We start from the raw sequence: 26,594 nt of genomic DNA on the forward strand, positions 1-26,594 counted from the left end.
GGTCTCTCCTAGCACCTTAGCGTGCCTTTGGATCAAAATCTTTTTCTAGCTCTTGCAATTCTGCGTCACCGCCAATTCTACGACCGCCGCGGGTTAGCATATGAATGTCCGACTTCACCGTTTCTGGCCGCGGTATTTTTTCAGCTATTTTAATGGCTAAGCTGTCTTTCGAGCGGCCTAACTTCCCTCTAAATGTGGGTAAGTCTTCAATAAATACCGTTAGGTTTTCTGGCATATCAATTGGAATAATATCACCTTCTTCCAAGTCCATTACTTCGCGTAACGACAGCTCGGTTTCACATAACTTTGCGCGCAAATCTACCGGCACATCTAGAATTTCATCTCGTAATGCCTTACTCCAGCGCAAGTCCGTGTCTTCTTTGTCACTTTGCACCCCTGCATCAAGCAATTCTCTTATTGGTTCCAGCATGGAGTAGGGCAAAGCCACGTGGAAGTCTCCACCACCACCGTCTAGCTCGATATGAAATGAGCTGATAACAATAACCTCTGTGGGGCTTACTATATTGGCCATGGCAGGGTTTACTTCTGAATCTAGATATTCAAAACCTACGTCCATAACCGGTGCCCAAGCTTCTTTATAATCTTCAAAAATTAGCTTTAACAGCATTTGAATAATTCTACGTTCAGTTGGCGTAAATTCTCGCCCTTCAATTTTGGCATGGTAACGCCCATCACCGCCAAAAAAGTTATCTACCAAAATAAACACCAACCGCGCTTCCATAGTTATTAATGCTGTGCCCTTTAAAGGGCGAAAGCGCACCATGTTCAAGCTAGTTGGNCACTACGACGCATCATATTAAATAAGCTAATACGCATATGGCGAGCAAACCTTTCGTTCACAATTTCCAGCGTTGGCATACGCCCGCGAACAATACGGTCCTGCGAAGAAAAGTCAAAGTCAACCGCATCCGAGGCTGATCCCGACGTCTCTATTTCTTCCTCTTCAACGTCATCGACACCATGTAAAAGGGCATCAATTTCATCTTGGGATAGTAAGTCACTCACAGCCATAGCTCAGCCACCTATTGCATCACGAAACCAGTAAAGAGCAATTCCTCTACTACTGGACTTCCGGTTAGTTCTTGCAGTGCATTTTGCACTACATTCAATGCTGCATCGCGCAGCGCAAGACGCCCTTCACTTGTTTGCAAGCTTTCTGCTGTTGCGGCAGAAAACGTGCGGTGTAGTACGCCTTCAATCATGGGAATGTTTTGTCGTGCTAAATCATCGTTTGCCCCGCCACGCACCATTAACTGCACTGATATTTGCACTAAACGGTCGCGGTTTTGCCCTGGCACGTTAAAAATAAACGGTCGCGGTAAAGCTACATAGTAAGCATTGCCAGCCGCTGGTCCTGTCACCACTGCACCGCGCTCTGGCGAACTAGTATCAGCTGAATTACCAGCAAACATAAAAAAGAAAAGCAGCACTGCAATAATTATAACGCCGACAACACCACCAATAATAATAAACAGCATTTTTTTCGATAAACCAGCTGCTGGCTCTGCTTGTTGTTCTTGATTTTCAACTTCTGCTGCCATTGTTAGGCTCTCCAAAAATTACTTTACTAAGGCTAACACAGCCCTCTTCTTTAAACGTAGTAATCTATTTGCCCTTTCGGCACGTCTACTTTAGTTATATAGGTTGCCTCTTCGTGTTGCTGGCTTTCATCATTACCAGACAAGCCGCCGCCGCCCTGACCACCTTTACCTTGTTGTTGGCTTTCGCGGGCTAATTGCGACGATTCATCACGTACATTCGAGTCGGTTAATTGAATGCCTTGTTCTTCTAGCATTTCACGTAAGCGCGGCATGGCCTGTTCTATCGCTTCACGGGCTTGCGGCGTGTTAACAAGAAACGTAACCGACGCTTGCTGCTCGCCTGTCATTTGTAATCGAATGTTCAAACGCCCTAGTTCAGGTGGGTCTAAACGCATTTCAGCCACCTGGCTTCTATTATTAAACATGAGCGCAACTTGATCTTTTAATTGCGTTGTCCCCTGCAGCCCCGTTATGTCTATATATTGCTGGTTTTGTCGTGCCTGCTCAAATGCAGTTTCAGCCAGCTGACTTGGCGCGGTCATTGCTCGCGCTGCCTGCTGTGCTACCGTTGGCTGCTGTAATTGAGCTTGTTGGGCCGCTGCTAAAAAATTGGGGTTGATGTTTTTTGGTCCCTCAACTTGGCTCTGCCCGCTTAATTGCTGCTCTACGCCACGCATAAACTGTAATTCACGGCTGTCACCACGCAGTTGGCTGTCATCGCGAAGGCTTTCTTGCACCAAAGCACGCAATTCTTGAGCCGTACTCGAGAAAGCTAACAGCACTTTGTTTTCTTGTGGTTGTGTCAGCTGTTGCAGCACTAATGTGCTCGTAGGTGCTCCCTCGCTAGTGCTTACTCGTTGCGTTAATTGCTGCAACGTTTGTAAAAGTTTATTTTCCCCTTCCTGGCCTACAATAGGCTCACGACCAGCTTCTTTTTCCGTTTTAACCAAGGTCACAGCTGCAGCAAGAACTTCTGCTAAGCCGGCTTTCATGTTGCCTTGCACGTCATTTTGAAGCTCAGTAGACGTTAGCGCTGCTATGGCACTTTCTGCTGCGTCCACTAAGCTCATGAGCGGTTGCATCAATTCATTTGGTAAGTTTTGTTTTGCCAACCATTTTTTCAGTTCTGCTGGGTTACCTTCAGCTAACGCATCTAGTGCTAAGCTAAGTTGCTCTTGCTCGGCCGCTGGCAACTGCTCCGTAAAAGACTTGATAGCCGAGCTTTCTGGCGTTGTTACTTTTGCCCCACTAGTAGCAACAACCGTATGGCCGGTGGTCATGGTTGGCGCTGTATCACTAGTTGTTGGAGTATGTTCAGCAGCCTGCGCTTGCTCTGGCAGCAATGAAGCAAGGCGTTGCTGTGGCTCGGTTTGCTGAGTGTTAGGGCCCGCACTGGCAAACGCTTGGTTTACTTTGGTGGTTAATGAAGCTGACAGTTCGCCTTTATCTAATAGGCCTTGCTTTTCTTGCGCCGTTAACGAAATGCCTAGCTGGTCTAGTAATGCCACCACTTCTTTTGCTTCAGCTTGGGTTAACGGCGTTGTTACTTTTGCCCCACTGGTAGCAACAACCGTATGACCGGTAGTCATGATTGGTGCTTCGTCGTTTGCTACGGGTACAGGCTGCGCCACAGGTGCTTGCTCAGGTAATAGCAAAGCAAGGCGTTGCTGTGGCTCGGTTTGCTGAGTGTTAGGGCCCGCACTGGCAAGCGCTTGGTTTACTTTGGTGGTTAAGGAAGCTGACAGTTCGCCTTTATCTAATAGGCCTTGCTTTTCTTGCGCCGTTAATGAAATGCCTAGCTGGTCTAGTAATGCCGCCACTTCTTTTGCTTCAGCTTGGGTTAACGGCGTTGTTACTTTTGCCCGACTAGTAGCAACAACCGTATGACCGGTAGTCATGGTTGGCGCTTCATTATCTCGTGGTTGATGCACGCTTTGTAAAAAGTCATGCCAATTATTTATTGGCTCAATTTCACTCTCACTGTCCAACAAATTAAGCGCGCCCTTATCTACAGCCATTTCTGTTTTGCTATGCGCACTCGACTGTTTTTTGCTGTTATCGGCAATTGTTGCCGCTGGCTTATGGCCACGATCGTCAATACTTCGGCGCTCTTGCTCCGACCCCAATGCTTCGTCGAAACGAGAAGTGCGCTCACCAACGTTTTCCCCAAGATTGCTAGCTTGCGGCGCTAATTTAGGCTCGGTATGAACTTTTACATCAAGTATTTGCATAGTTAATCACATCATCCAACAGTGAATAAGTTTCAAAGTACGCTACTGCTTTATTTGCACGTTACAGAAAAGCAATTTCTTTCAAACATACAGATGCAAAGAATATGCCAGAACACCACTAAGAGCGGTTGCGGCGGAGAAAGCCTTGCATAGCAAATTCGTCGGAAGTCCGTTGTTCTTGACTATTTTTTATTCGCTCAGCTGCTTTAAAACGCTTGGCTAACAAATATTCTATTGCCTTGCGCCGTTGCTGTTGAGCTAACCAGCGTAATCGCAGGTCTTCCACATGGGTTTGCATACGCTTTAAATTTTCTTGTTGCTGCTTAATTCCTACATCTAGTTTGCCAACAAAAGCGTGATATCGACCAAAGCTTGCCGACCCCATACCTTGTTGGGCTTTGTTATTTGCCTGGTGCAAATAATCGGTACGGTAATTGGTTAGCCCTTCCAACCGCCGCTCTTGCATAGTTAATTGACTGCGGGCTTGGCCAAAGTCGCGAGCACATTCGTCTTCACGCTTTTGCTCAAGTTCTAATACCATTTTTAGGGCGTTGTCTTTCATCGTCCGGCACCTTGATTACGGCCATGACTTGCCTGCTGGGCTAATTGCGCCAGCACCGTTACACAATCATCATAAGGGGAAATATCACGCATGCCTTGCTGTAAATAGCGCTCCATTAACGGCAGCATTTGAATTGACTTATCAATACGAGGGTCGGAGCCTTGTGTGTATGCGCCTATAGAAATAAGATCGCGACTACGTTGGTAGGTAGAATAAAGCTGTTTAATAACCATGGCATGCTGTAGGTGTTCGGGGCTAACAACTTGGGGCATAACCCGGCTCACCGACGCTTCTATATCAATAGCCGGGTAATGACCCGACTCAGCTAGGTCGCGCGACAACACTATATGACCATCAAGAATGGCCCGAGCGGCATCAGCAATAGGGTCTTGTAAATCGTCACCTTCTGTTAATACCGTATAAAAAGCCGTAATAGAGCCTTGCCCTTCGCCACCATTACCCGCCCGCTCTACTAAAGCAGGCAGCTTAGCAAACACCGAAGGTGGATAACCTTTGGTAGCTGGCGGTTCGCCAATGGCAAGTGCAATTTCGCGCTGAGCCATGGCATAGCGGGTTAACGAGTCGAGTAATAACAGCACATTCAAACCTTGGTCACGAAAGTATTCAGCAATTTGTGCGGCTGTTTCGCAACCCCGTAAACGCATAAGTGGCGACTGATCTGCCGGTGCGGCTACTACTACTGATCGCTGTATACCTTCATCGCCTAAAATATCCTCAATAAATTCTTTTACTTCACGGCCCCGTTCACCCACCAAGCCCACCACAATAACATCGGCGGTGGTGCCTCGCGTCATCATGCCCATAAGCACACTTTTACCCACCCCTGAACCCGCAAATAAGCCCATACGCTGGCCTTGACCCACAGTAATCAAACCATTTATAGCCGTTACGCCCACGTCGAGTGGCTGCCGAATCGGGCGTCGCACCAATGGGTTCATTTTAATTCGATCATTCAAGCCGTATTTACCCGTAACCACCGGGCCTTTACCGTCTAATGGGTTACCCGCACCATCAATTACTCGCCCAAGCAGCTCCATGCCTAAAGGAATACCCGCTTGATTAGACAATGGCCGAACACGAGCGCCAGGCAACACGCCATGGGCGTCGTCGTGGGGCATTAAGTAAATAACGTCGTCGTCAAAACCAACTACTTCGGCTGTTACCTCACCCGAAGCAGTTTCAACGCCACACAGTGAACCTATAGCCGAACGCACACCAACCGCTTCAAAAGTTAAACCCACTACACGAGTTAAATGCCCAGCTACTTGGGGCCGAGCATCCTGAATGCGACTGGAGAACTTTTTAATCCGATTGGCTAGGGTCATGCTGTCCCTCATCATCTTCACCACTGCCCAAAGGAGCTGCTTGTTCAGCAACTGGGTTAGGCACTGCAGCTGGCTCTACAGTTGATTCTGTTTTTGGCTCTGGCGTTGTTGGGTCATTATTTCTTATTGGAGGGGCAGCCGCTTTAAGATCAGCAGGCACGTCTTTAACACCATGTAACAACTGAGTAAACACATCGTTCATGCGCGCTTCTAAAGTAGCGTCAACGGCCACTAATGGTGTTTGTATGCGACAACCACCGCGGCTAATTGTTTCGTCTTGATAAAAAAACCAACCTTTATCGGCACGAGTTTTTTCATCCCAACGTCCGTCAATTAAAGCAAAGTCTTCTGGGTGAATATAAATTTCAACTCGCTGCGAAGTCATACTTAATTCTTGAATGCCGCGCCTAAAGGCTTCTCTTACAACTTCATTATTCTGCGTTACTTCTTGCCAACAAATAGCACGAGCCAAAGCCATACTTAAATGCACCAGCTGGTTTTCAACCGCTTGGTCAACTTGCTTTAAAGGGTGTCGCAAACCTTCAAACAACGCCTGCCAATGGGCCGACAACGACTCATTAAGCTGCTCGGTGGCTTCAAGAGCTGTTTTTTCCCCCGCCGCATAACCTAGTTTTTCACCGTCAGCATAGCCAGCTTCAAAACCTTCTGTATGGCCCGCTGCAATACCTTCTAACTTACCTTCTTCGTACCCTTCAAGTCGGGCTGCTTCACGAATTGCTTCAAGTGCTTCGGCAGTTAAAGGAGCTACTTCTTCAATTTCTTCTTCGGCTTCAGGCGGTTCATAGGCCCAGCGCAAAGGCATGTTAAGCGCATTTTTACGCTCATCCTCAGGCCTGGGCTTTTCTGTTATATCTGGCACATCCCATAACTTGGAATTGCTATTGCTCATATTACGCCTCAATACCTAATGTGCTCAGCTGTATTATACGAACTGATCACCACCACCACTACCAAGCATTATTTCGCCCGCATCGGCTAAACGACGAGCAATAGCCAGGATGTCTTTTTGCGCTTGTTCCGCATCGGCCAAACGCACTGGCCCCATTGCTTCAAGGTCATCACGTAATAATTCAGCGGCGCGTTTCGACATGTTCTTAAAGAATTTCTCACGTATTTTCTCATCCGAAGCTTTAAGAGCACGTTGTAATGTTTCGCCTTCAACATCTCGTAGTAAGGTTTGTACTCCACGGTCGTCGACATCGATAAGGTTCTCGAATACAAACATAAGATCTTGAATTTGCTGACCCATTTCTTCGTCTTGCTCGCGAATTGCATCCATTAATGGCTGCTCTACGCTGTTGTCTAGGTAGTTCATAATATCGGCCGCGGCTTTCAAACCACCCATTTTCGCAGCTTGTGCACCCGACTGACCAGCAAATTGTTTTTCCATAATTTCATTTAGTTCTTGTAATGCTGCCGGCTGTACTTCTTCTAGGTTAGCAATACGCATCATCAAGTCTAGCCGTACTTTCTGAGTAAATTGCGACATAATCTCTGCCGACTGCTCCGGCTCTAAATACGACATAACAATAGTTTGAATTTGTGGGTGCTCATTACGAATAATGGTCGCCACCTGTTTTGAATCCATCCATTTCAACGAGTCGAGGCCACGCGCACCACTACCCATAACGATCTGTTCAATGAGGTTGCCCGCTTTGTCTTCACCTAACGCCGCAGTTAATGCTTTACGTACAAACTCTTCCGACTTAAAGCCAATAGTGGTGAACTTCTGAATGTCGTCTAGGAATAAGTTATGTACGGCGTTTACTTTTTCTTGGCTAAATTCCACCAAGCCAGCCATTGCCATGCCCACCCGTTGCACCTGCTTTGGCTCTAGGTGCTTTAATATTTGGGCGGCGTCTTCTTCCGACAAGCTAAGTAGTAAAATGGCTGCTTTTTCAACCCCATCAAGCTTGTGTACATCATAGCTTGAGCGGTCTTTATCGCCTGCGACATCTACACTTCGCGTTTGCTGCATTGTATTAGGCATCTTCATTTAACCACGCTTTGACAACTTGAGAGGAAAGCTCAGGCTCATTTGCTACCAAGGCCCGAACCGCTTTAAGTAAATCTTCATCTTTATGTAAGTCTGGTAGCTTCAGCGTACCATCTGGAGCGAATCCAATCGAGTCTGAATCAAACTGCTGACTCAACAACTCAATGGTCTCATCACCTAGATCTTTATCATAAGCTAACAACTGATCTAACTCACTTTCACCGGTCTCTTCTGGGTATATTAATTTCTTCAGCATCGGTCGAACCACGGTTAGAATCAGTACAATAATAACCAGACCACCTACAACTAAGCGTAATAAGCGCCACACCCATGGCTCTTCCCACCAAGGCATGCCCACGTCGTCATAACTTGGTGTTTCAAGAAACTGAAAGCTCACCACCTCAATTGAATCGCCGCGATTCATATTAAAACCTAAACTACCTTGCAGCATACGCCGAATACTTGTTAACTCTTCCTGAGTATAGGCTTCACGAACTGTAACACCATCTTCGTTTACGCTGCGCTTGTAGTCCAATGTTACTGCTACACTCAAGCGTTGCAGCACACCGCTTTGTTGACGTGTATGGCTAATGGTTTGATCTAACTCATAGTTTCTAGTTTCTTCACGGTGACTTCTGCCCGGCGCGCGGGTTTGGCTATTATTAGCAGCCGTGGCTACCTCAGGAATACTTGCGTCTAATGGCGGTTGGTTACTTAAGGCACCTGGAATACCTCCCGCACCTGAACCAACGCTATTGTCTTCAATAATCATTTCACTACGAATTGCAGGTAAGTCGGGATTGTACGAACGCTGTGTTTGTTCAACTTGGGTAAAGTCCATGGTTACGTCTACCTGCGCGGTATAGTTTCCAAAGCCCAAAACTGGAGCCAAAATTGTGTCTATTTTCTCCATAAACTCACGTTCACGTTGGCGCTCAATTTCATATTCTAGCCGAGCTGCTGCTGACATTTCATTTTGCGAGCCGGAATGCAGTAACCGACCATTTTGATCTGTTACCGTTACATTGTTAGGTTTTAACTGCGGCACTGCCGAAGCAACCAAATCAACAATGGCTTCAATTTCTTCACGGGAAAGTTGCTGGCGTCGTGTTTTAATCATCACACTGGCACTTGGCGGCCGTTCCCGGCGAGTAAATACATTGTCTTTAGGCAAAGCTAATAGTACTCGCGCCGTAGCTACCGACTGCATTTCTTCAATAATACGCCCTAACTGCTGCTCGCGAGAATGCTTTAAGCGCTCACCTTCCAAGCGCTGACTAACACCAAAACCTGGGTCTTTTAATAACATTTCGTCACCGGTCGAGGAACGTACCGGCTCTAAACCTTGACGCGTCATGCTTAAGCGAATTTCACTAATATCGCGCTCAAGTACATATACGGTGTTACCTTCAACTTTGTATTCTTTTTTATTGGCATCGAGAAAGTCGAGGGTTTCAATTAACTGATCGGTTTCCATTCGGCCAAGCGGGCGATACTCAGGCTCTTGGGCCCACAGCATAATAAACACAGCAATAGCCAAGCAAATAGCAAGCGCAAGCACTATAATCACTTGGCGCATCACATCAATATTCGCCAAAGCACTCATAAAGCCAGACTTTTGCTCTTCATTGCGACCTGAATCTTTCGGGTCGTTACCTAGTTCATTATCTGAAATCATTAAATCTGTTGACTCAGCCATGGTTCAATCTCCTTAAGCCCCAGTATTAAACCGGCATTTGCATAATTTTTTCGTACGCTTCTACGAACTTATTTCGTACCTGGACCGCTGCTTCAAAAGCAATGCTCGACTTTTGCGCCGCAATCATGCCTTCCGCCAGAGACACATTAGGGTCTCCCATTTCTATTCGAGTTTGCAGGTCGCGAGCAGTCGACTGTAAGCCATTCACATTATCAACAGCTGATTTCAACATCGCACCGAAGTCTGCCCGCGACGAGTTGCCCACTGGCTCAACCTGTTGGCTAGGTTGGTTAGGTAATTGTGTCACGCCTTGCTGTGCTCGCATGTCGGCGAGCATACTTTGCATATCTGCTAAAAGTGGATTATTAGTCACGTTCATAACAAAAAACCTCTTACCGTTGGCTACCGTCAATTTCTCGACAGCTTCTTAGATAAGAGGTTTAATGCATAATAAGTGCCAACTTTTAAATTGGGCTTATCTGGGCGCCGAAAGGCTAAGGCAGGGCTATACCGTCGTCACGCATTTTAGCGAGCTTGTATCTTAAGGTTCTAGGACTAATACCAAGCGCCTCGGCTACTTTATTTCGCCGGCCAGAAAACTTCTCAAGCGTATCTAAAATAATTTGTTGCTCTTGTACCTTTAGTTCATTACCTAAATTGTCTTTGTCACCGGCTAATACCTGTTCTGGAATGGCGGCTCCGGTTTGCTGCATATCGAAGGTTTGGAAGCGCTCATCTAACATAATGTCTTCCGCTTCAATGCGGCCATCTAAGTGCATTATTAACGCTCGCTGCACAACGTTTTCTAGCTCTCGCACGTTCCCTGGCCAACTGTATTGCACAAGCTTTTTTTGTGCCTGCATGCTTAACGAAGGACGCTCAGTACCCGCCCTAGAGCAGTGCCGCTCTAATAAATGCTCGGTAAGTGGTAGAATGTCTCCCGGTCGTTCAGCTAACGACTTCCAGTTTAATGGAAACACATTTAGCCGGTAATACAGGTCTTCACGGAAGATACCCGAAGTAACCGCCTCGCGTAAATCACGGTTACTGGTGGCTATAATTCTTACATCTAGCTTAATTTCTTTTCGGCTGCCTAGGCGTTCTACATGGCGCTCTTGAATAACCCGTAAAATTTTCGCCTGCAACCCTAAGTCCATTTCGGTAATTTCATCAAGTAATAAAGTACCGCCATTGGCCTGCTCGAATTTACCCACACAACTTTGCACGGCACCAGTAAAGGCACCCTTCTCATAACCAAATAGAGTTGCTTCTAGCATATTTTCTGGTATTGCTGCGCAGTTAATGGCAACAAAGGGCCCGTCGCTGCGGCTTGAAGAGTGGTGAATAAACTGCGCTAATACTTCTTTACCCGACCCGCTAGGCCCCGTGATCATTACCGTGGCGTCGGTACTGGCTACCCGCTGGGTTAGTCGCAATAAGTCTTCACTCGACTTGTCGCCCACCACCGGGCGCACTATGTCAATACTCGGCTTTGGCGCGTAGCGCGTTAATAATTCAAGTAATTGTTCGGTGGCAAAGGGTTTACTTAGGTAGTCCACCGCACCAAGCCGCATGGCTTTCACTGCATCGTCAACCTGTGCATACGCTGTCATCATAATTACAGGTATGTCATAGCCTTGGCGCTGTAAGCTAGTCAGTAACTGCAATCCAGTAATACCACCAAGCTGCACATCACTTAAAATAAGCCCCGGTATTTGCTTCTGTACTGCCAACAATGCTTGTTCTGCACTGTCTGCTGTGCGTACCTTGTACCCATTTAGCTCTAATGTGTCGACCAAGGCTTCTTGTAATGCTAGGTCGTCTTCAACAAGCAGAACATTTTTATGATAACTCATGAGAATTCTCCTCGTATTCTTGCTTACGCTCGGCTTCAGCAAGAGGTAAACCAAGCGTGAATGTCGTTCCTTCGCCCTCTGTACTAGTGACTGAAATATGCCCTTGATGAGCATTCAATATGGTTTTCACCACAGCTAAGCCAAGGCCAGTACCGTGCGCCTTGCGCGTGAAAAAGGGTGTGAAAATATGATTTAAATCAGCTGTTTTAATACCACTACCTTGATCTTCAATCGTTAAGGTAAGTCCATCTTGGGTGGTTTGTGCGGTTACAAAAATAGTTTTATTGATAGCGCTAGCTTGAATGGCGTTTACAATTAAGTTTTGCAAAGCACCCGTTAACGACGACATATTTCCAATGATTTCTGCTGCTGTGGCTTCATTCGTTATTTCTAGCAGCACCCCTTCGCGCTCCGCTAAAGGTTGCACTTGCAGGGTTACAGCATGCAGTAATTCAGCTACAGCAATGCGTGACACCGTTTGCTGCTCGCCGCTTTTGGCATACAGCAGCATGTCATTTACTTGTTGCTCTAGGTCTTTCAATCGGTCGGTTACTTTGCTGACGAATTTTTGTTGCTGCGACACACTTAAATCATCACGCCCCAAGTTTTCTGCATACAACAAAGCCGCCGACAAAGGAGTACGTATTTGGTGGGCAAGCGAAGCAACCATACGGCCCATAGCCGTTAAACGCTGTAAATGGCTAATGCGCTCTAACAAAGCGCGGGTTTCAGACAAGTCGGTTAATACTATTAACTGCCCGGGCTCGGGCTTTAATGAGGAAATATCCAGGCGCACTCGGCGGCCGGAGCGAAGTGAAACTTCATGGCCGTCGTCAGCTTGCGGACGGAAAGCACGTTTAATCACATCGCGCCAGCGCTCACCTTCTAGCTGATTGCCAAGTAGCCGCGTGGCTTCTTTATTCGCTTCACGAACATAACCACGGGCATCAAGCAAAACCACACCATTTGGCATTGCTTGCACCAAGCTGCGTATGCGTGAACCTGCCCCACCAACAAGATGCTGTTGCACAGGCAAAGCCTGCGTATAGTTCGTAACAGTTGAGGTGTGCGCCATAAATTCGTCTCCAAATATACCTAGAGACTATGATGCAACCAACGTGCCACATTTTAATCTATGCTTATCAATAACTTAATTGGATTAAAAGCGCGGAAGGTACCTTAATCGCGAGTAAGCTGATACTTGCGTATTTTTTCCACCAAGGTGGTGCGACGCATACCAAGCAACTCAGCGGCACGGGCAACAACCCATTCTTGCTGATCTAACGCTTGGCGAATAAGCTCAACTTCTAAGTCACCCAATAAGGCTCTTAAGTCTACGCCGTCTTTTGGCAAGGTGGCAGGTACCAAGCCAGAACCTTCGGGGTACAGCACTTCATCAAGCGTCGACTCATCTTCTGCAAACATAGCATTTAATGCGTCACGCTCGTGCATTTCGGCCGGGTAAACGGGCTTGTAAGGCTCGGCATTTTCATCACGGTATTTCCCAGGTAAGTCGCTTACATCTACCACTCGACCACCATGGGTTATGCATAAACGCTCAATTAAGTTAGCAAGCTCACGCACGTTGCCCGACCAGCGATGAATAGCCAGCGAGCCAAGTGCCGCCTCGGTGAAGCGTAAATCAACCGCTTCAGCTTGGCGCATGCGTTCAACTAACTCATTCACCAACAGTGGTATGTCACCTTCGCGTTCACGTAACGCCGGCATCTCGATAGGAAAAACATTTAGTCGATAATATAAGTCTTCTCGAAACTTACCTTCACTAATTAAAGCCTCAAGCCCTTGGTGAGTAGCGGCTACAATGCGAACATCGGCCTGTAGTGTTCTAGTACCGCCTACCCGTTCAAATTCACGCTCTTGTAACACACGCAGAAGCTTCACTTGCATAGGTAACGGCATATCGCCTATTTCGTCCAAAAACAAGGTGCCACCTTGAGCCAGCTCAAAGCGCCCTTTGCGTACACCTATAGCGCCAGTAAAAGCACCTTTTTCATGACCAAATAACTCACTTTCTAACAACTCTGCAGGAATAGCTCCGCAATTCACTGGTACAAATGGGCCTCTTGCTCTTTTTGAACAATTATGAATGCCGCGTGCTACCACTTCTTTACCTGTACCTGATTCGCCAAGAATGAGCACGTTCGCATTCGACGGTGACACTTGCACAATTTGTTCCCGCACCGAGCGCATAACAGCACTTTGGCCAACTAAGGTGCGCGCCAACTGGCTTAACGCAGATGCCTGCGAAATATTTTGTTGATCGGGCTTTTGCGAATGATACTCCTGCGCATAGTGCAGCAAGCGAATTACTTCACCATAACCTGGTTTATTCGATAACACGCCCACACAGTTGTTACGTTTAATAAGATCTTTAGAAACACGCTCCGTTACAATAAAGGGCGTGCCCGGGAAGTGCTTCAATAAATCAGCGCTTGCTGCAGCATCATCAATTACCGAAACTAGCGGCAATTGCGGCGCTTGTTTTAGTTTCTGCTCTAATGAATCGAGGGAATATATGCTGGCTTGCTCACCTACAAACTTAAAAATAGTGTGCAACATTTTAGCCGAGTCAGCTTCCGACGATACTACGCAAACCGCGATTTGATGCTCCGTAGTCAATGCGACTTTACCCCTTCCCTTAAACCTCTAAACCACTAATGAAGAAACGACAACCACCACTTATTAAGTAATAACCTGGTTGCTCGTGCTCATTATGCCTTTGTAACTGTTCGGCCCATTGATAGTAAACATTTCGATGCACACGAGCTAGTAGCCCGTCGCGAATTTTTACCGCTGGCGTGCCATTATTTAGCACCACAGGGTATTGCGGCCCAATTAAATAACGCTCGCCAATGTTTGTTTCCACTTGCAAAATTGGACCGTCTGCAGAGTCTATATACTGCCATTGAGTAATTAAGAATGGCAGATCTTCTACCTGTATTCTTATTTTTTCTGCCGGCGTAACAAGGAAGTATTCATTGTTTTCATGCACTAAAACGCTAGCGAATAGTTTTACTAGTGGCAACCGTAAAATAGGCGAGCCGTGATAATGCCACTCGCCACTGGCTTTAATAATTAAGTCTAAGTCACCACAGTAAGCGGGGTTCCAACGCTCTGTTGGAGCTCGGTGCTGCCGCTCTAATTGCCGCTGCAACTCCTCTAAACGCATTGTTTAACCTGCTACTTTATTTTGTCGTAATAAATACCAAAGGGTTGCTTCTGTTCTATTCGACACTTTTATCGCCTTGAAAATAGACGACAAGTGAACCCGTATGGTGCCTTCAGTAATTCCAAGAATATGAGCAATTTCTTTATTAGATAAGCCTTGCGCCAGCAACTGCATAATTTCTTGCTGCCGAGGAGAAAGTTTGCGTCCTGAGTCGGTACGGAATCTGTCGTAGTTAGCCGACGACATTTCCGGAACATAATCTTTACCTTGTAATAAGCCATGCACTGCCAATTTCACTTCTTCGGCCGAAATGTCTTTGCGTAAGTAGCTACGCGCACCCTGACCAAAGCAATGATGAATATCGCTGCGGTGTTGGCGCCAAGTGAAAAGTACAATGTGTGCACTAGGAGCTAAGTTAACTAAACGGGGAATAATTTCTTTATATTCTGCGTCTGGCAAATCAAGCTCGGTAAAAATCAAATCATAAGACTCACCACTATTTAAGTAGCTTTCAGCCACATCTAAGTCGGTTGCTTCATAAATAGCTACATCCGCTGTATAACTGGTAAGTAGGTAAATTAAACCAGAGCGTGTTATAAATTGCGGGTCAATGATTAATATTTTCATGCTTAATGTTAACTCCGAACTTCTACACCGAATGTTTATCTCAAGTAGAAGCCCACTGATTTGTCTGAATTAGGACAACATCCATTTATTCTAGGGTGCTTTCATCCATAGCATAGGTAAACAACATGAATGAAGCGGGTAATCTTAACAAATACACCAATCAAATGTTAGCACTTAGGTGCCACTTGTTTAGAGCTTTGCATTCATTATTTTTCCTGCTGCTACTCTTGTTGCTGTTTTTTTCTATCATAGGCTGCACACCTGCAAACGACAATGTAGAGCAAATAAAGTTAGGCGACTGGGCAGTTAACGATGCACATTTTTCTTCGTCGGGCACTCTAGCTTTAAGTGTCAGCCAAGACATAGGTATATATAACCTAAAAGGTGAACTATTGCATTTACTTACCTTGCCCGAACCTAATGGTATATGGCAAATAAGCTGGCAAGGAAACAACAATCTTTGGTTTTATGACCAACATAACCTGTACCACTGGCGCTTAGGCAAAGCTAATATTTCTCCACCACAGTTATTTCAAGCTAACCCTATTCGCCATGTTCGTGCCACCGACCATGGCCTTATGTTAGCGACGGAAACCGGCTCGGTATATTGGTACCCCACCAATCAAGAATATAAGTTGCAGCCGCCACGCAGCCTACTAGAAAACCAAGTTGGCATTTCTACCATTGGCTTTACCCAGCAGCAACCTTATGTGGGCACAAGAAATGGTGATCTTTGGCTGTGGGAAGACACGACTTATGACACCGTGCGACACTTTAAGGTTGCACAACCTATTCATGCAGTAATAACAGTAAGCAACCAGCTTTACGCTCTTACCAGTCGTTATAACAACCCCTTAGCAACTAACAATGAACTTAGCCTCTGGCAACTTAGCTCTGAAAGTACACCCCAAGCCTACAAGTTAGCTGGCTCTACAGGTGTATTTAGCCACCTAGCGGTCAATAACGCTGTTATTGTTGGAGGCAGTAATTCTTCTTGGCAAAGCTATAACTTAAGTACTCATCAACAAAAAAACGGAGCCCTTCCTGCGCGCAACCCAAATCAACAAGGGCGCATTGTTGCCCTCTACGAGCTACCTACAGTAATTGTTATGTTAACCTCTCGGGGGGAAATGCAAAAATGGCAGAAAGTAGGTATATTGGGGAATAGTCAATAACATAAGATCCTGTATATTTTATGAGAATCATATTCACTGTTTTCGTAGCCGCTGCTTTTCTTTTTGCCACCCCAACATTGGCAAAAACAAAGGTTTATTATAACTTTACTGGCTATTCCTTTGTTGCGGGCCATGGTGAACAAGCTGTTTTAAACCGTTTCACCGCTATGGTTGTTAAAGATGGCAAAATAGTTGCTACTGGCGACGAAGGTTTGCTTAGCCTTGTCAGTGCTGGTAAACATATCAACCTTGCAGGCCAAGTCGTATTACCTGGTTTGATCGACGCACATGGCCACGTGGCTGGCCTGGGTAAAAACCAATTTGAGGTCAATTTGCGCGGCCTTACTAGCCGTACAGCTGCTGTAGCGCAAGTAGCTAACTATGCCGACCAAAACTTAGACCTAGCTTGGGTGCTAGGCCGTGGCTGGAATCAAGTACTCTGGCCTGAACAAACTTTTCCTAGCCGCCATGACTTAGACGCCGTTCTTAGTGATCGCCCCGTATGGCTCGCACGTATCGACGGCCATGCTGGCTGGGCCAATAGCAAAGCTTTAGCACTGGCCGGCATTACTGCCGACACCCAGTCACCTGAAGGTGGTGAAATAGTCAAAGACGCCAATGGCCAACCCACAGGTATTCTTATCGACACGGCCATGAACCTAATTTGGCAACATATTCCAGAGCTCAGCAACGAACAGTTAAGGCGTTATCAAGAAGCAGCCTTCACTCATTTATTAAGCGAAGGCATAACCCAAGTTCACGATGCTGGCGTAAGCTACCAAGCACTGCAGAACTATAAAAAGCTAGCTGAACAAGGCAATATGATTCGTATTAATACTATGTTTAGTGGTAGCGACCGAAAACTCGAGCAGGTATTAGCCGAAGGTGTTTTTCGTAGCGACAACGACCTATTACAAGTTCGCGGTGTTAAGCTTTACGGCGACGGTGCATTAGGTAGCCGAGGCGCCGCCTTACTGCAGCCTTATAGCGACGATCCTGAGAACTCTGGTTTGTTAGTAACACCGGAAGCCCGAATATACGAGCTATTTAAACTTATTACTGACCATGGCTTTCAAGTGAACTATCACGCTATAGGCGACTACACCAACCGTTTAGCCCTCGACACTTTCGAACGCATTAGTGCTGAAAGCAGCATAGCCACCACCAACTTACGCCATCGTATTGAACACGCTCAAATTATTCATGTTGACGACATTCCCCGATTTCAACAGCTTGGCATTATTCCGTCTATGCAGCCCACCCATGCCACCAGTGATATGAACATGGCCGAAAGCAGGCTTGGTAGCGAACGTATGGCTGGAGCTTATGCCTGGCGCACATTTTTAAACCAAGGCTCTGTCATAGCAGCAGGCTCCGACTTTCCTGTTGAGCTCAGTAACCCTTTTTATGGTATTCATGCTGCTGTTACGCGCAAAAACCGTAACAACCAGCCGGTAAACGGTTGGTATGCTGAACAAGCTATGACTGTCGCGGAAGCACTACGCAGCTTTACCATAGATGCCGCATGGGCAGGCCATTTTGACGATACCACCGGCAGTTTAGAACCGGGCAAATGGGCCGACTTTATTGTGGTCGACAAAGACCCTTTCCAGATCAATGCAGATGAGCTCTGGCGTATAAAAGTGTTAAGTACATACCTTGCCGGCGAACGTCGCTTTTATCTAAAACCTTAAGAGTTCACCCTGAAAGTGAGTTATACATGAGCGATAGTTTTGTATTTGCAGACACAACCTCAAGCAACTTGGCTGTGAGCGCAAGCGAACCCTTTCAAGTGCTTATAGTTGACGACGATGAAGAAATTCATGTAATTACTAAAATGGCATTAAGCGATTTTGAATTAGACGGCCGCGGCCTTAAATTCACTTCCGTTTATTCTGGTGCTGAAGCACGAGAAGTATTATCGCAACGGGATGATTTCGCATTAATGCTGCTAGATGTAGTTATGGAACATGACCATGCCGGACTCGACCTAGTAAAGTGGACCCGAGAAGAATTAAAGAACCGCATGGTGCGTATTGTGCTGCGCACCGGCCAACCGGGGCAAGCGCCCGAAGAACAAGTTATAGCCAAGTATGAAATAGACGACTACAAAGAAAAAACCGAACTTACGTACCGCAAGCTCATGACACTAATGTATTCGAGCTTACGAGCCTTTCGCGACCTCCAAGCCATTGAACACTATAAAGTAGGCCTCGAGCGTATTATTAGTGCTTCAACAGAAATTTTTAGCGCCTGTTCTATTAACCAACTTAGCCAAGGCATTTTAGAGCAACTAGTAGCACTACTTACTCGTTCAAATACTGCTGCTTATTGTCGTATCGACGGCTTTACTGCCACCTGCGATAAGCAGCAACCCATGCATATAATTGCCGCTACGGGCGCTTTCATTCAACAAATTGGCTATGCCGTACACAATGTGCTCGATCTCAAACTGGTTGAACAGCTGGTTGAAAAAGCTACGCCTGTCAGCTTTCAAGTCAAAGATAATACCTACTATGGGGTTTATAAAACCTCAGCAAATCACTTTTATTTATTGTATATTCGTGGCGTTAACGAGCTAAGCGAAACAGATCGTAAATTGCTCGATATGTTTATGAATAATACCGCCATTGCGTTCGAGCACGCCGAGGTTTATGGCCAACAAGAAGGTTAATTGAATGAGTATTAATGAGATTCGGCGCGAGTATGATCGTAATTCTTTACATGAAGACTGCCTTCATTCTGACCCGCACGAGCAGTTCTCACTTTGGTTCGACGCTGCCGTTGCCTCAGGCGAACTAATAGACCCGACGGCCATGTTACTGGCAACCTGCCATGCCGACCAAACCATAAGCCAGCGGATTGTGCTGTTAAAGCATGCTTCTAGCCAAGGCTATGTATTTTACACCAACTACAATAGCCACAAAGCCCAAGCCTTATTACAACACCCGCAATGTAATATTCATTTTGCTTGGCACGTGTTAGAACGCCAAATTTCTATTGCCGGGCTGGCCGAACAACTGCACGAACAAGACAGCGACCGCTACTTTGCCTCTCGTCCTCGAGCGAGCCAAATAGCCGCTTGGGCCTCAGCACAAAGCGAGCCTATTGCTGATCGGCTAACACTCGACACCCAATATGACCAAACGGAACAACGCTTTGCCAATGTAGAACATATTCCGCGCCCACCACACTGGGGTGGTTTTATAATTAAACCTACCCACTATGAGTTTTGGCAAGGGGCGAAGTCGCGTCTTCACGACCGTTACACTTATAGCCGCAACGCCCAAGGCGAGTGGCAACAGCAACGCTTACAGCCATAGTAAACAAATACTTATATAAGTTGCGGTGGCGCTATACTTAGGCGTTCGCCGCAACGAACCAGCTTCGCCCAAGTTAAGGCATCAATACTTACGCCTTCAGCTAACTGGCTGGTTTTAAGTTGCGCTGCGCGTTCGCCTGGAATGCGCACTGGCTCGTGTTCGGCAATGGGTGTTGCCGTGCGGCAGCGTTCTATCAGATCATCGGTTACTTTAATAAACTCACTGCTATCGCCAAAAGCCTCTGGATCAAGCACCTGAATAAATGCCGCGTTACATTCGCCATCTTGGCCGCCCTGCAGCCGGCCATAGTTGGCTAGCGACATGGTAAAAATTTCACTCATTAAACACAGGCCATAACCTTTATAACCAAGATCTAACCCACCAAGTGGCAATAAGGCACTGGCTGGGTCGGCAAAATAGGTGGCTGGGTCATTCGAGCCTTTACCATTGGCGGTAACCAGAGCTGTCCATGGTAGCAATTCATTTTTATCGTAAGCTTCACGTACTTTGCCAGCCGCAGTAACCGAAAGGCTCATGTCTAATAGTAACGGCACACCTGAAGTTGGTACCCCTAAAGCATAGGGGTTAGGCGAAAACACTCGCGACTTAGCGCCAAAAGGCGCCACACTGGCTTGGGCAGGTGTCGACACCATAATGTTAATCACCAATCCTGCCGCAGTAGCTTGCTCAAGATAAGCAGCTAAACTGGCCACGTGTTCCATTTTACGCACCACAATAGTGCCCGTACCGCATTGCTGCGCCATTTTCATAGCTGCAGCCACTGCTTTGGGCATAACATACAAGCCAGGCAAATGGTTGGCGTTCCAATGAGCTAAGGCCGCGCGTTGCTTTATTACCGTGGGTTTACCGCTACCTTTAGCTTTACCCGTTACCAACTGTTTTACGTTATAAGGTAAACGCCGCACCCCATGGGTACGAAAACCTAATAAGTCGCCGGCTATTAACGAATGTGCCATTATTTCTGCCACCTCGTTGTCGGCTCCGGCAGTTGCTAAACATTGCTCAACCCAAGCCTTAAGTTTGGTATACGAAACGCGAACATCGCTTTGCATAAAAACTCCTGCAAACAAAGTAAAAATACAGTGTATCGTTAAAAACAAATTTGGTCAGCGCATCACTGTCCGTTAAGCTATGCAAGCATAATTATTAAAGGAACAAATTAATGAAGAAAATCGCTGTTATCACTAGCGGTGGCGACGCGCCAGGAATGAACGCGTGCATTCGCGCCATCGTCAATACGGCTTGGCAAGAAGGTATTGATGTGATCGGTTTTCGCCATGGCTTTCGTGGTATTGTTGAAAATCTAGCCCAGCCCCTTCATCCAGACGACATGCGCTTGGTTAGCCAGCGTGGTGGAACTTTTCTGAAAAGTGCCCGCTACCCAGAATTTCGCGATGCCGCCACAGCAGAAGCCGCAGCAAAACAACTCGACGCTCACGGTATTAGTGCACTTATTGTTATTGGTGGTGACGGCTCCTTTCGAGGCGCCCATCATTTAACCAAATACTGGCCAAAACAAGTAATAGGTGTTCCAGGTACAATAGACAACGACTTAACTGGCACCGATGTGGCCATAGGTTTTAGCACCGCTGTCGACACGGCCGTTGAAGCTATTGACCGCGTGCGGGAAACAGCAGAAGCCATGGCGCGCGTGTTTATTATCGAAGTTATGGGTCGCCGGGCTGGTTTTATCGGTTTACATGCCGCTATTGCTAGCGCAGCCGAAGCTATGATTCTGCCAGAAATGGAACCACAGCCCAAACTTGCCAACTTAGCTGATAACATACGCCAAGCACGCAAGAAGTTTCCTGACAGTAGTTATATTGTTATTTTGTCAGAAAACCTCTGGCCAGGTGGTGTTCATGGCTTAGCCGAAAGCCTAAGCCAAGCCACAGGCACTACCTGCCACCCCTGCCCACTTGGGCACATTCAGCGGGGCGGGCGGCCAAATGCACAAGACCGCATTTTAGCCATGCAATTGGGCCAAGCGGCAGTAGCTGCTATTCTAAAGGGCAGTAACGACATTATGGTTGGCTTTGCTAACAAACAAGTGGTTGAAGTTCCTATCAGTCGAACCTTTGAACGCGACAAACCACTAAATCAAGGTTTAGTGGATTTACAGTTCGGTTTGCAGGGCGTAAATTTCACTTCTAAAAATGGCCGCTAAGCGTGATAATGTCGGCCATTTTTATCTTAACCCGCCTTTATGGCACGAGAGGTATTGGAATTGACACAAGTCTTCCCAGTTTCGGTTTCACTTGAGGAGCCGGTACGCGCCTATTTTGGGGCCGACGTTGCTAAAACCTTAACAACGAATTGTACCTTCATAATCGGCTTTGGGTTTGATGGCACCGCATGTTTTCGCAAAGGAACTCGCTATGGGCCTAACGGCTTACGGGCAGTTTCAGAAGACATCGAGTCGTATTCACCCTATCAAGACGACGACCTTGAAGATCGCGTTTTTTACGACCTTGGTAACTTACAGCTCGGCGACAGTACCGACGTTGAAAACCAATGGCAGTATGCAACCGATAGCTTCAATACTATTTTTGACCCTGTTGATCTGGAAGCTACGGGTATTAAAGTACTTACCCTAGGTGGCGAGCACTCTATTTCATACGGACCTATTGTTAAGTATTTAAAACAATACCCAAATTTAGTGTTACTGCACCTCGACGCCCACGCCGACCTACGTGACGGCTTTGACGGTTTTCATTATTCGCATGCGTCAATTATTCGCCGTGCGCTTGATCATTTCGGCCCCAACCACGAGCTTATACAATATGGAATTCGCTCAGGTACACGGGAAGAATACCAATGGATGCATAGCAACAAAACTGTGCGTACTTCACGCCAAGACTTCTTAAAAAGTGTGGCTGAAATACCCGCCGACCGACCTATTTACTTAACGCTCGACTTGGATTACTTTGATCCGTCGTTCCTACCAGGTACCGGTACACCCGAACCCGGTGGCGAAGACTTCCATTCTTTTATTGCGCTCATTAAATTACTTCGCGCACGTAACTTCGTTGGCGCCGATGTGGTCGAGCTTTCGCCCGACATTGATCCAACTGGTAATTCAAATGTTTTTGCGGCCAAAGTTGTTCGCGAAATAATCTTAGCACTTGAAGGAGGCCGCTCATGAGCCAAACGTGGACGATTGAAGATTCTGAAGACCTATACGGCGTCAATCGATGGGGTGCAGGTTATTTTAGTGTTGGTGATTCGGGGAACGTTAAAATATCACCAAATCACCGCAAGCCCGACGTTTCAATAGACATGGCTGAAGTGCTTGCAGAAATGAAAGCTGAAGGCATTCAATTCCCAGCAGTTATTCGTTTTCACGACATTTTGCGCTCGCAGGTAGAAATTCTAAATGAAACCTTCCGCGACACTATTGAAGAAGCTGAATACGAAGGAAACTACGTCGGCGTTTACCCAATTAAAGTAAACCAAATGCGCGAAGTAGTAGAAGAAATTCTCGACGCTGGCGAACCCTACAACTATGGTTTAGAAGCCGGCTCAAAACCCGAGTTAATGGCTGTACTGGCCTACAACGAAAACCCAGAAGCGCTAACAATTCTGAATGGTTACAAAGACGAAGACTACTTAACCATGGCCCTACTTGGCCGTCAGTTGCAGCGTAAAATGATCGTTGTAATTGAAAAGTTTTCTGAACTTGAAATGCTTGTACGCCTTGCCAAACAACATAATGTTGAGCCCATGATTGGTTTACGCTCAAAGATGATGGTGAAAAGCACAGGCAAATGGTCAAGCTCGTCTGGCGACAGAGCAAAGTTTGGCTTAAGCATTGCCGAAATTATTAACGCCATTGAATACTTAAAGCAACACGACATGTTGCATTGTGCAAAACTGCTTCACTTTCATATTGGAAGTCAGCTGTCTGACATTCGTAAAATTAAAGAGGCGGTTATTGAAGGCGCTCGACTATACGCAAAGCTTCACCAAATGGGCGTACCCCTCGAGTATTTCGACATTGGTGGTGGTCTTGGTATCGACTACGACGGCTCTAGTAGTGCAACCGACTCTTCACGTAACTACTCCACTGAGGAGTATGTTGCCGACGTAGTCTATAGCGTGAAGCAAATTTGTGATTTAGAAAAGGTTCCGCACCCAAACCTGGTCAGCGAAAGTGGCCGAGTAATTACCGCTCACCATAGCCTGGTTGTTACCAACGTAGTGGGCGAAGTAAGCGTTACCGGTACCGAATTCGACATTAGCGCAGCTGAAGGCGAGCACGTGTTGCTGTCGAACATGCGCGAACTAGTTAATGCTCCAGAAGTGCATCCACAAGAGCGCTACAACGACGCCGGCGCCTATAAGCAAAGCGCCTACGAGGCGTTTAAGCTAGGTATTTTAAGCATTGTCGAAATGGCAAAAATAGACACCATGTATTGGCAAATACTAACCGACATTAATAACGCGCTAGACGATGAAACCCGTCAAATTCAAGAGCTCGACGAAATTAGTGACCGCTTAGCTAGCCAGTACTTGGCTAACTTTTCTATTTTCCAGTCGGCCGCTGACACTTGGGCTATTGGCCAGTTACTGCCAATTATTCCCTTACAACGGTTAAATGAAGAGCCTACCGTGCGTTGTTCAATTGCCGACATTACCTGCGACAGCGACGGTAAAATTGGCAAGTACATTGAGTACAACCAAATTAGCGAAAACATTCCCATGCATAAGCTAAACAAAGGCGAAGACTACGTTATCGGTATGTTCTTAACCGGCGCCTACCAAGACGTAATGGGCGACATGCATAATTTATTTGGTCGTTTAACCGAAGTGCATATTTTCAGCCACGACGAAGAGCCAGGTGCCTTCTACATTGAAGAAATAGTACCAGGTCATTCAGCTGAAAAAGTACTAGAAACCATGCAGTACAATACCGACTACATGGCCAAAGTGGTGAAAAAATCTATCGACCGCGAAATTCGTAAAGGTAAAATACCACCGCGTGAAGGCGTTCGCTGGACTGACTTTTACGAACGTTGCTTAGCGGGCACAACCTACCTACGGAACGGAAAGTAAACGAAAACCATTGAAAGTGGGCAATTCCTGAGCAGTCAGCGCCAAAATGCCAAATACCGTTTGACATTGAGGCGCTGAAAACGTTTAATTGCCTCCACGCCCAGATAGCTCAGTCGGTAGAGCAGAGGATTGAAAATCCTCGTGTCCCTGGTTCGATTCCGGGTCTGGGCACCATATATTTAAAAACCGCCCTCGTGGCGGTTTTTTTATTTCTGGAATTCGCTGTTCAATTATTCGTAGGTCATGCACCGCATGACGAACAAACGAAGCTCCGTGCTCGGCAATGCCGTGCCTACACCTTAAACCAACCCATAACGTTGCTTTATTTCTTCTGGCCACACGCTCGCTTGAACGTAGCCAATATGGGGCTCTTGCATTAGCCACATGCACAGGCGCGACTGTCCTATGCCACCACCTACGGTAGCGGGCAACTGGCCATTCAATAGCCGCTGATGCCAAGGTTGTAAGCTTTCGTGTTCGCGTTTTAACTCAGTTAATTGCGCCATTAAACGCACTTTATCAACCCGCACGCCCATTGAACTTAATTCAATTGAACGTTGCAATACCGAGCTCCACACTAATAAGTCGCCGTTCAGTTGCCAGTCGTCATAGTCGGGGGCGCGCGTATCGTGTAGCAAACCGTTACTCAGCTTACCGCCAATACCTTGAATAAATACCACGCCACATTCTTCAGCAATAGCATGCTCCCGCTCTTTCGGGCATTTATGTGGGTATCTGCGTAGTAAGTATTCACTTGTTACATAGGTTAACTTTTCGGGCACTGTCACTGCACTACCAAATAACTGTTTATACCCATTCACTGTATTTTTTAGCGCTGTAAATATACCTTCGGCAGCCAACCGCAAGGTAACCGCATTACGTTGCTCTTCAGCAATAACCTGTTCCCAGTCCCATTGGTCTACCATTACGGAATGAATTGGGCTGTATATGTCTTCCATAGGCCGTAGCGCCTTCATATTGGTTACTATGCCCTGGCCTATGGGAAAGTTGTAATCGGCCAACAGCTGGCGTTTCCACTTAGCTAACGAATGCACTACTTCGTAGTTTCGGGCTAGCGCCGTTATTGGCACTTGTACTGCCTGCTCATTGCCTGAAAGGGAGTCTTGCTCGCCCTGCTTCGGATCGGTCAACAACGGCGCTTCTACCTCAAGTAAGGAAAGCTGCTCACATAACCCTTGGTTAAAGTGTTGTTTAATCCAGCGCACAGACTGTTGACGGGTAATAAATTGGTTTTTCATGGCCACCTCTAAACACTTCAATTAGCCTATTAACAACCTATTTGGCAAAATAAACAACATACAACAACAAAATTAGCCATGTACGTTTTGTTATTTAAAGTTTAAGCTTATATTATTAACCAATGAACAACACACACCCTTAAAACACGAGTAAAACTGAATGATCGACAATTTAGATCGCGCCATATTGCACGCCCTACAGCAAAACGCCCGAGGCTCTTATGCGGACATTGCTAAAGCACAGCAGGTTTCGCCGGCTACCATTCATGTGCGAGTGGAAAAATTAAAGAAAGCGGGCATTATTACCGGCACAGAACTAAAAGTAGATCCGAAAGCGCTCGGCTTCGACATTTGCTGTTTTATTGGCATTACCTTGCGCCAGGCTGGCGACTATCCGAAAGCCATAGCCAAGCTACAAGCCTTGCCGGAAGTAGTAGAGGCACACTATACCACTGGCCAGTACAGTGTTTTTATTAAAGTATTAGTGCGTAATATTGATGACTTACAAAAGCTGTTAATTGAACGCTTACAAGTAATCGACGAGGTACAGTCAACGGAAACACTTATTTCATTACAACAGCCTATTAATCGCCCGTTTGAAGCCTAATTATTTCAATTAAAGCACAAAAAAAGGGAGTGGCACTAAGCACCACCACCCCCTTTCGTTTAGA

The 26,594-nt window shown here is 46.5% G+C and carries 23 protein-coding genes, 1 tRNA gene and 1 pseudogene; 9 read left to right on the top strand and 16 right to left on the bottom strand.

Going from position 1 to position 26,594, the window contains the following annotated elements:
• Positions 1 to 16: 16 nt before the first annotated feature.
• The 14 genes and pseudogenes from fliM to M1L23_RS11560 all read right to left on the bottom strand — a co-directional run bounded on the left by fliM (position 17) and on the right by M1L23_RS11560 (position 15,090).
• Positions 17 to 1,026 (bottom strand): annotated as a pseudogene (fliM, locus tag M1L23_RS11495) (flagellar motor switch protein FliM).
• A 17-nt stretch (positions 1,027 to 1,043) separates the two neighbouring features.
• Positions 1,044 to 1,562: a flagellar basal body-associated protein FliL gene (fliL, locus tag M1L23_RS11500; RefSeq protein WP_252627542.1), complete on the bottom strand. Its 519-nt coding sequence runs from the start codon at positions 1,560 to 1,562 to the stop codon at positions 1,044 to 1,046.
• A gap of 50 nt (positions 1,563 to 1,612) precedes the next feature.
• On the bottom strand, positions 1,613 to 3,793 hold the full coding sequence (locus M1L23_RS11505; RefSeq protein WP_252627543.1) for a flagellar hook-length control protein FliK: 2,181 nt from the start codon (positions 3,791 to 3,793) through the stop codon (positions 1,613 to 1,615).
• A 118-nt stretch (positions 3,794 to 3,911) separates the two neighbouring features.
• Positions 3,912 to 4,355 (bottom strand): flagellar export protein FliJ, encoded by a 444-nt coding sequence (gene fliJ / locus M1L23_RS11510; protein WP_252627544.1) that lies wholly within the window; start codon positions 4,353 to 4,355, stop codon positions 3,912 to 3,914.
• Entirely contained in the window at positions 4,352 to 5,701 is a 1,350-nt protein-coding gene (gene fliI / locus M1L23_RS11515; RefSeq protein WP_252627545.1) for a flagellar protein export ATPase FliI, read from the bottom strand. Before fliI ends, fliJ begins: the two co-directional genes overlap by 4 nt.
• Positions 5,679 to 6,611, bottom strand: coding sequence for a flagellar assembly protein FliH (gene fliH, locus M1L23_RS11520; protein WP_252627546.1), 933 nt, complete (start codon positions 6,609 to 6,611; stop codon positions 5,679 to 5,681). The genes fliI and fliH overlap by 23 nt, the downstream gene beginning before the upstream one ends.
• A gap of 33 nt (positions 6,612 to 6,644) precedes the next feature.
• Complete coding sequence (gene fliG / locus M1L23_RS11525) at positions 6,645 to 7,700, bottom strand: flagellar motor switch protein FliG (protein WP_252627626.1); 1,056 nt, start codon at positions 7,698 to 7,700, stop codon at positions 6,645 to 6,647.
• Positions 7,701 to 7,704: 4 nt separating this feature from the next.
• Positions 7,705 to 9,417, bottom strand: coding sequence for a flagellar basal-body MS-ring/collar protein FliF (gene fliF, locus M1L23_RS11530; protein ID WP_252627547.1), 1,713 nt, complete (start codon positions 9,415 to 9,417; stop codon positions 7,705 to 7,707).
• A 25-nt stretch (positions 9,418 to 9,442) separates the two neighbouring features.
• Entirely contained in the window at positions 9,443 to 9,796 is a 354-nt protein-coding gene (fliE, locus tag M1L23_RS11535; protein ID WP_252627548.1) for a flagellar hook-basal body complex protein FliE, read from the bottom strand.
• Between the two features lie 115 nt (positions 9,797 to 9,911).
• Positions 9,912 to 11,273, bottom strand: a complete 1,362-nt coding sequence (locus M1L23_RS11540; RefSeq protein ID WP_252627550.1) for a sigma-54-dependent transcriptional regulator — start codon at positions 11,271 to 11,273, stop codon at positions 9,912 to 9,914.
• Positions 11,260 to 12,348 (bottom strand): sensor histidine kinase, encoded by a 1,089-nt coding sequence (locus M1L23_RS11545; protein WP_252627552.1) that lies wholly within the window; start codon positions 12,346 to 12,348, stop codon positions 11,260 to 11,262. The genes M1L23_RS11540 and M1L23_RS11545 overlap by 14 nt, the downstream gene beginning before the upstream one ends.
• A 104-nt stretch (positions 12,349 to 12,452) precedes the next feature.
• The gene (locus tag M1L23_RS11550) at positions 12,453 to 13,913 is read right to left on the bottom strand and encodes a sigma-54 dependent transcriptional regulator (RefSeq protein ID WP_256473786.1); all 1,461 of its coding nucleotides are present in this window, start codon (positions 13,911 to 13,913) and stop codon (positions 12,453 to 12,455) included.
• Positions 13,914 to 13,932: 19 nt separating this feature from the next.
• On the bottom strand, positions 13,933 to 14,463 hold the full coding sequence (locus tag M1L23_RS11555) for a DUF1285 domain-containing protein (RefSeq protein ID WP_252627554.1): 531 nt from the start codon (positions 14,461 to 14,463) through the stop codon (positions 13,933 to 13,935).
• 3 nt (positions 14,464 to 14,466) lie between these two features.
• Positions 14,467 to 15,090 (bottom strand): LuxR C-terminal-related transcriptional regulator, encoded by a 624-nt coding sequence (locus M1L23_RS11560; protein WP_252627555.1) that lies wholly within the window; start codon positions 15,088 to 15,090, stop codon positions 14,467 to 14,469.
• A 125-nt stretch (positions 15,091 to 15,215) separates the two neighbouring features.
• Here M1L23_RS11560 and M1L23_RS11565 point away from each other — a divergent pair, with 125 nt between their 5' ends.
• The 4 genes from M1L23_RS11565 to pdxH are packed head-to-tail and all read left to right on the top strand — an operon-like array spanning position 15,216 to position 19,588.
• Positions 15,216 to 16,265, top strand: a complete 1,050-nt coding sequence (locus M1L23_RS11565) for a hypothetical protein (RefSeq protein WP_252627557.1) — start codon at positions 15,216 to 15,218, stop codon at positions 16,263 to 16,265.
• A 20-nt stretch (positions 16,266 to 16,285) separates the two neighbouring features.
• Positions 16,286 to 17,959: an amidohydrolase gene (locus M1L23_RS11570; protein WP_252627558.1), complete on the top strand. Its 1,674-nt coding sequence runs from the start codon at positions 16,286 to 16,288 to the stop codon at positions 17,957 to 17,959.
• 26 nt (positions 17,960 to 17,985) lie between these two features.
• Positions 17,986 to 18,939, top strand: coding sequence for a DUF3369 domain-containing protein (locus M1L23_RS11575; RefSeq protein ID WP_252627559.1), 954 nt, complete (start codon positions 17,986 to 17,988; stop codon positions 18,937 to 18,939).
• Between the two features lie 4 nt (positions 18,940 to 18,943).
• Positions 18,944 to 19,588 (top strand): pyridoxamine 5'-phosphate oxidase, encoded by a 645-nt coding sequence (pdxH, locus tag M1L23_RS11580; protein WP_252627561.1) that lies wholly within the window; start codon positions 18,944 to 18,946, stop codon positions 19,586 to 19,588.
• 11 nt (positions 19,589 to 19,599) lie between these two features.
• Here the strand turns inward: pdxH and M1L23_RS11585 are convergent, their stop codons facing one another.
• Positions 19,600 to 20,661: an Ldh family oxidoreductase gene (locus M1L23_RS11585; RefSeq protein ID WP_252627562.1), complete on the bottom strand. Its 1,062-nt coding sequence runs from the start codon at positions 20,659 to 20,661 to the stop codon at positions 19,600 to 19,602.
• Between the two features lie 110 nt (positions 20,662 to 20,771).
• On the opposite strand from M1L23_RS11585, the gene M1L23_RS11590 reads away from it, so the two are divergent.
• The 4 genes from M1L23_RS11590 (at position 20,772) to M1L23_RS11605 (ending at position 24,838) form a co-directional block, all read left to right on the top strand.
• Positions 20,772 to 21,776, top strand: coding sequence for an ATP-dependent 6-phosphofructokinase (locus M1L23_RS11590; RefSeq protein ID WP_252627564.1), 1,005 nt, complete (start codon positions 20,772 to 20,774; stop codon positions 21,774 to 21,776).
• A gap of 60 nt (positions 21,777 to 21,836) precedes the next feature.
• On the top strand, positions 21,837 to 22,754 hold the full coding sequence (gene speB, locus M1L23_RS11595) for an agmatinase (protein WP_252627566.1): 918 nt from the start codon (positions 21,837 to 21,839) through the stop codon (positions 22,752 to 22,754).
• Positions 22,751 to 24,664, top strand: a complete 1,914-nt coding sequence (speA, locus tag M1L23_RS11600) for a biosynthetic arginine decarboxylase (protein WP_252627567.1) — start codon at positions 22,751 to 22,753, stop codon at positions 24,662 to 24,664. The genes speB and speA overlap by 4 nt, the downstream gene beginning before the upstream one ends.
• A gap of 98 nt (positions 24,665 to 24,762) precedes the next feature.
• A tRNA-Phe gene (locus M1L23_RS11605) sits at positions 24,763 to 24,838 on the top strand.
• A 125-nt stretch (positions 24,839 to 24,963) separates the two neighbouring features.
• Here the strand turns inward: M1L23_RS11605 and asnA are convergent.
• On the bottom strand, positions 24,964 to 25,923 hold the full coding sequence (asnA, locus tag M1L23_RS11610; RefSeq protein ID WP_252627569.1) for an aspartate--ammonia ligase: 960 nt from the start codon (positions 25,921 to 25,923) through the stop codon (positions 24,964 to 24,966).
• Positions 25,924 to 26,083: 160 nt separating this feature from the next.
• Between asnA and asnC the strand changes: the two genes are divergently transcribed.
• On the top strand, positions 26,084 to 26,530 hold the full coding sequence (gene asnC, locus M1L23_RS11615; protein ID WP_252627570.1) for a transcriptional regulator AsnC: 447 nt from the start codon (positions 26,084 to 26,086) through the stop codon (positions 26,528 to 26,530).
• Positions 26,531 to 26,594 lie beyond the last annotated feature (64 nt).

The sequence above is a fragment of the Aliidiomarina quisquiliarum genome, assembly GCF_023922585.1.
Lineage (GTDB): Bacteria > Pseudomonadota > Gammaproteobacteria > Enterobacterales > Alteromonadaceae > Aliidiomarina > Aliidiomarina quisquiliarum.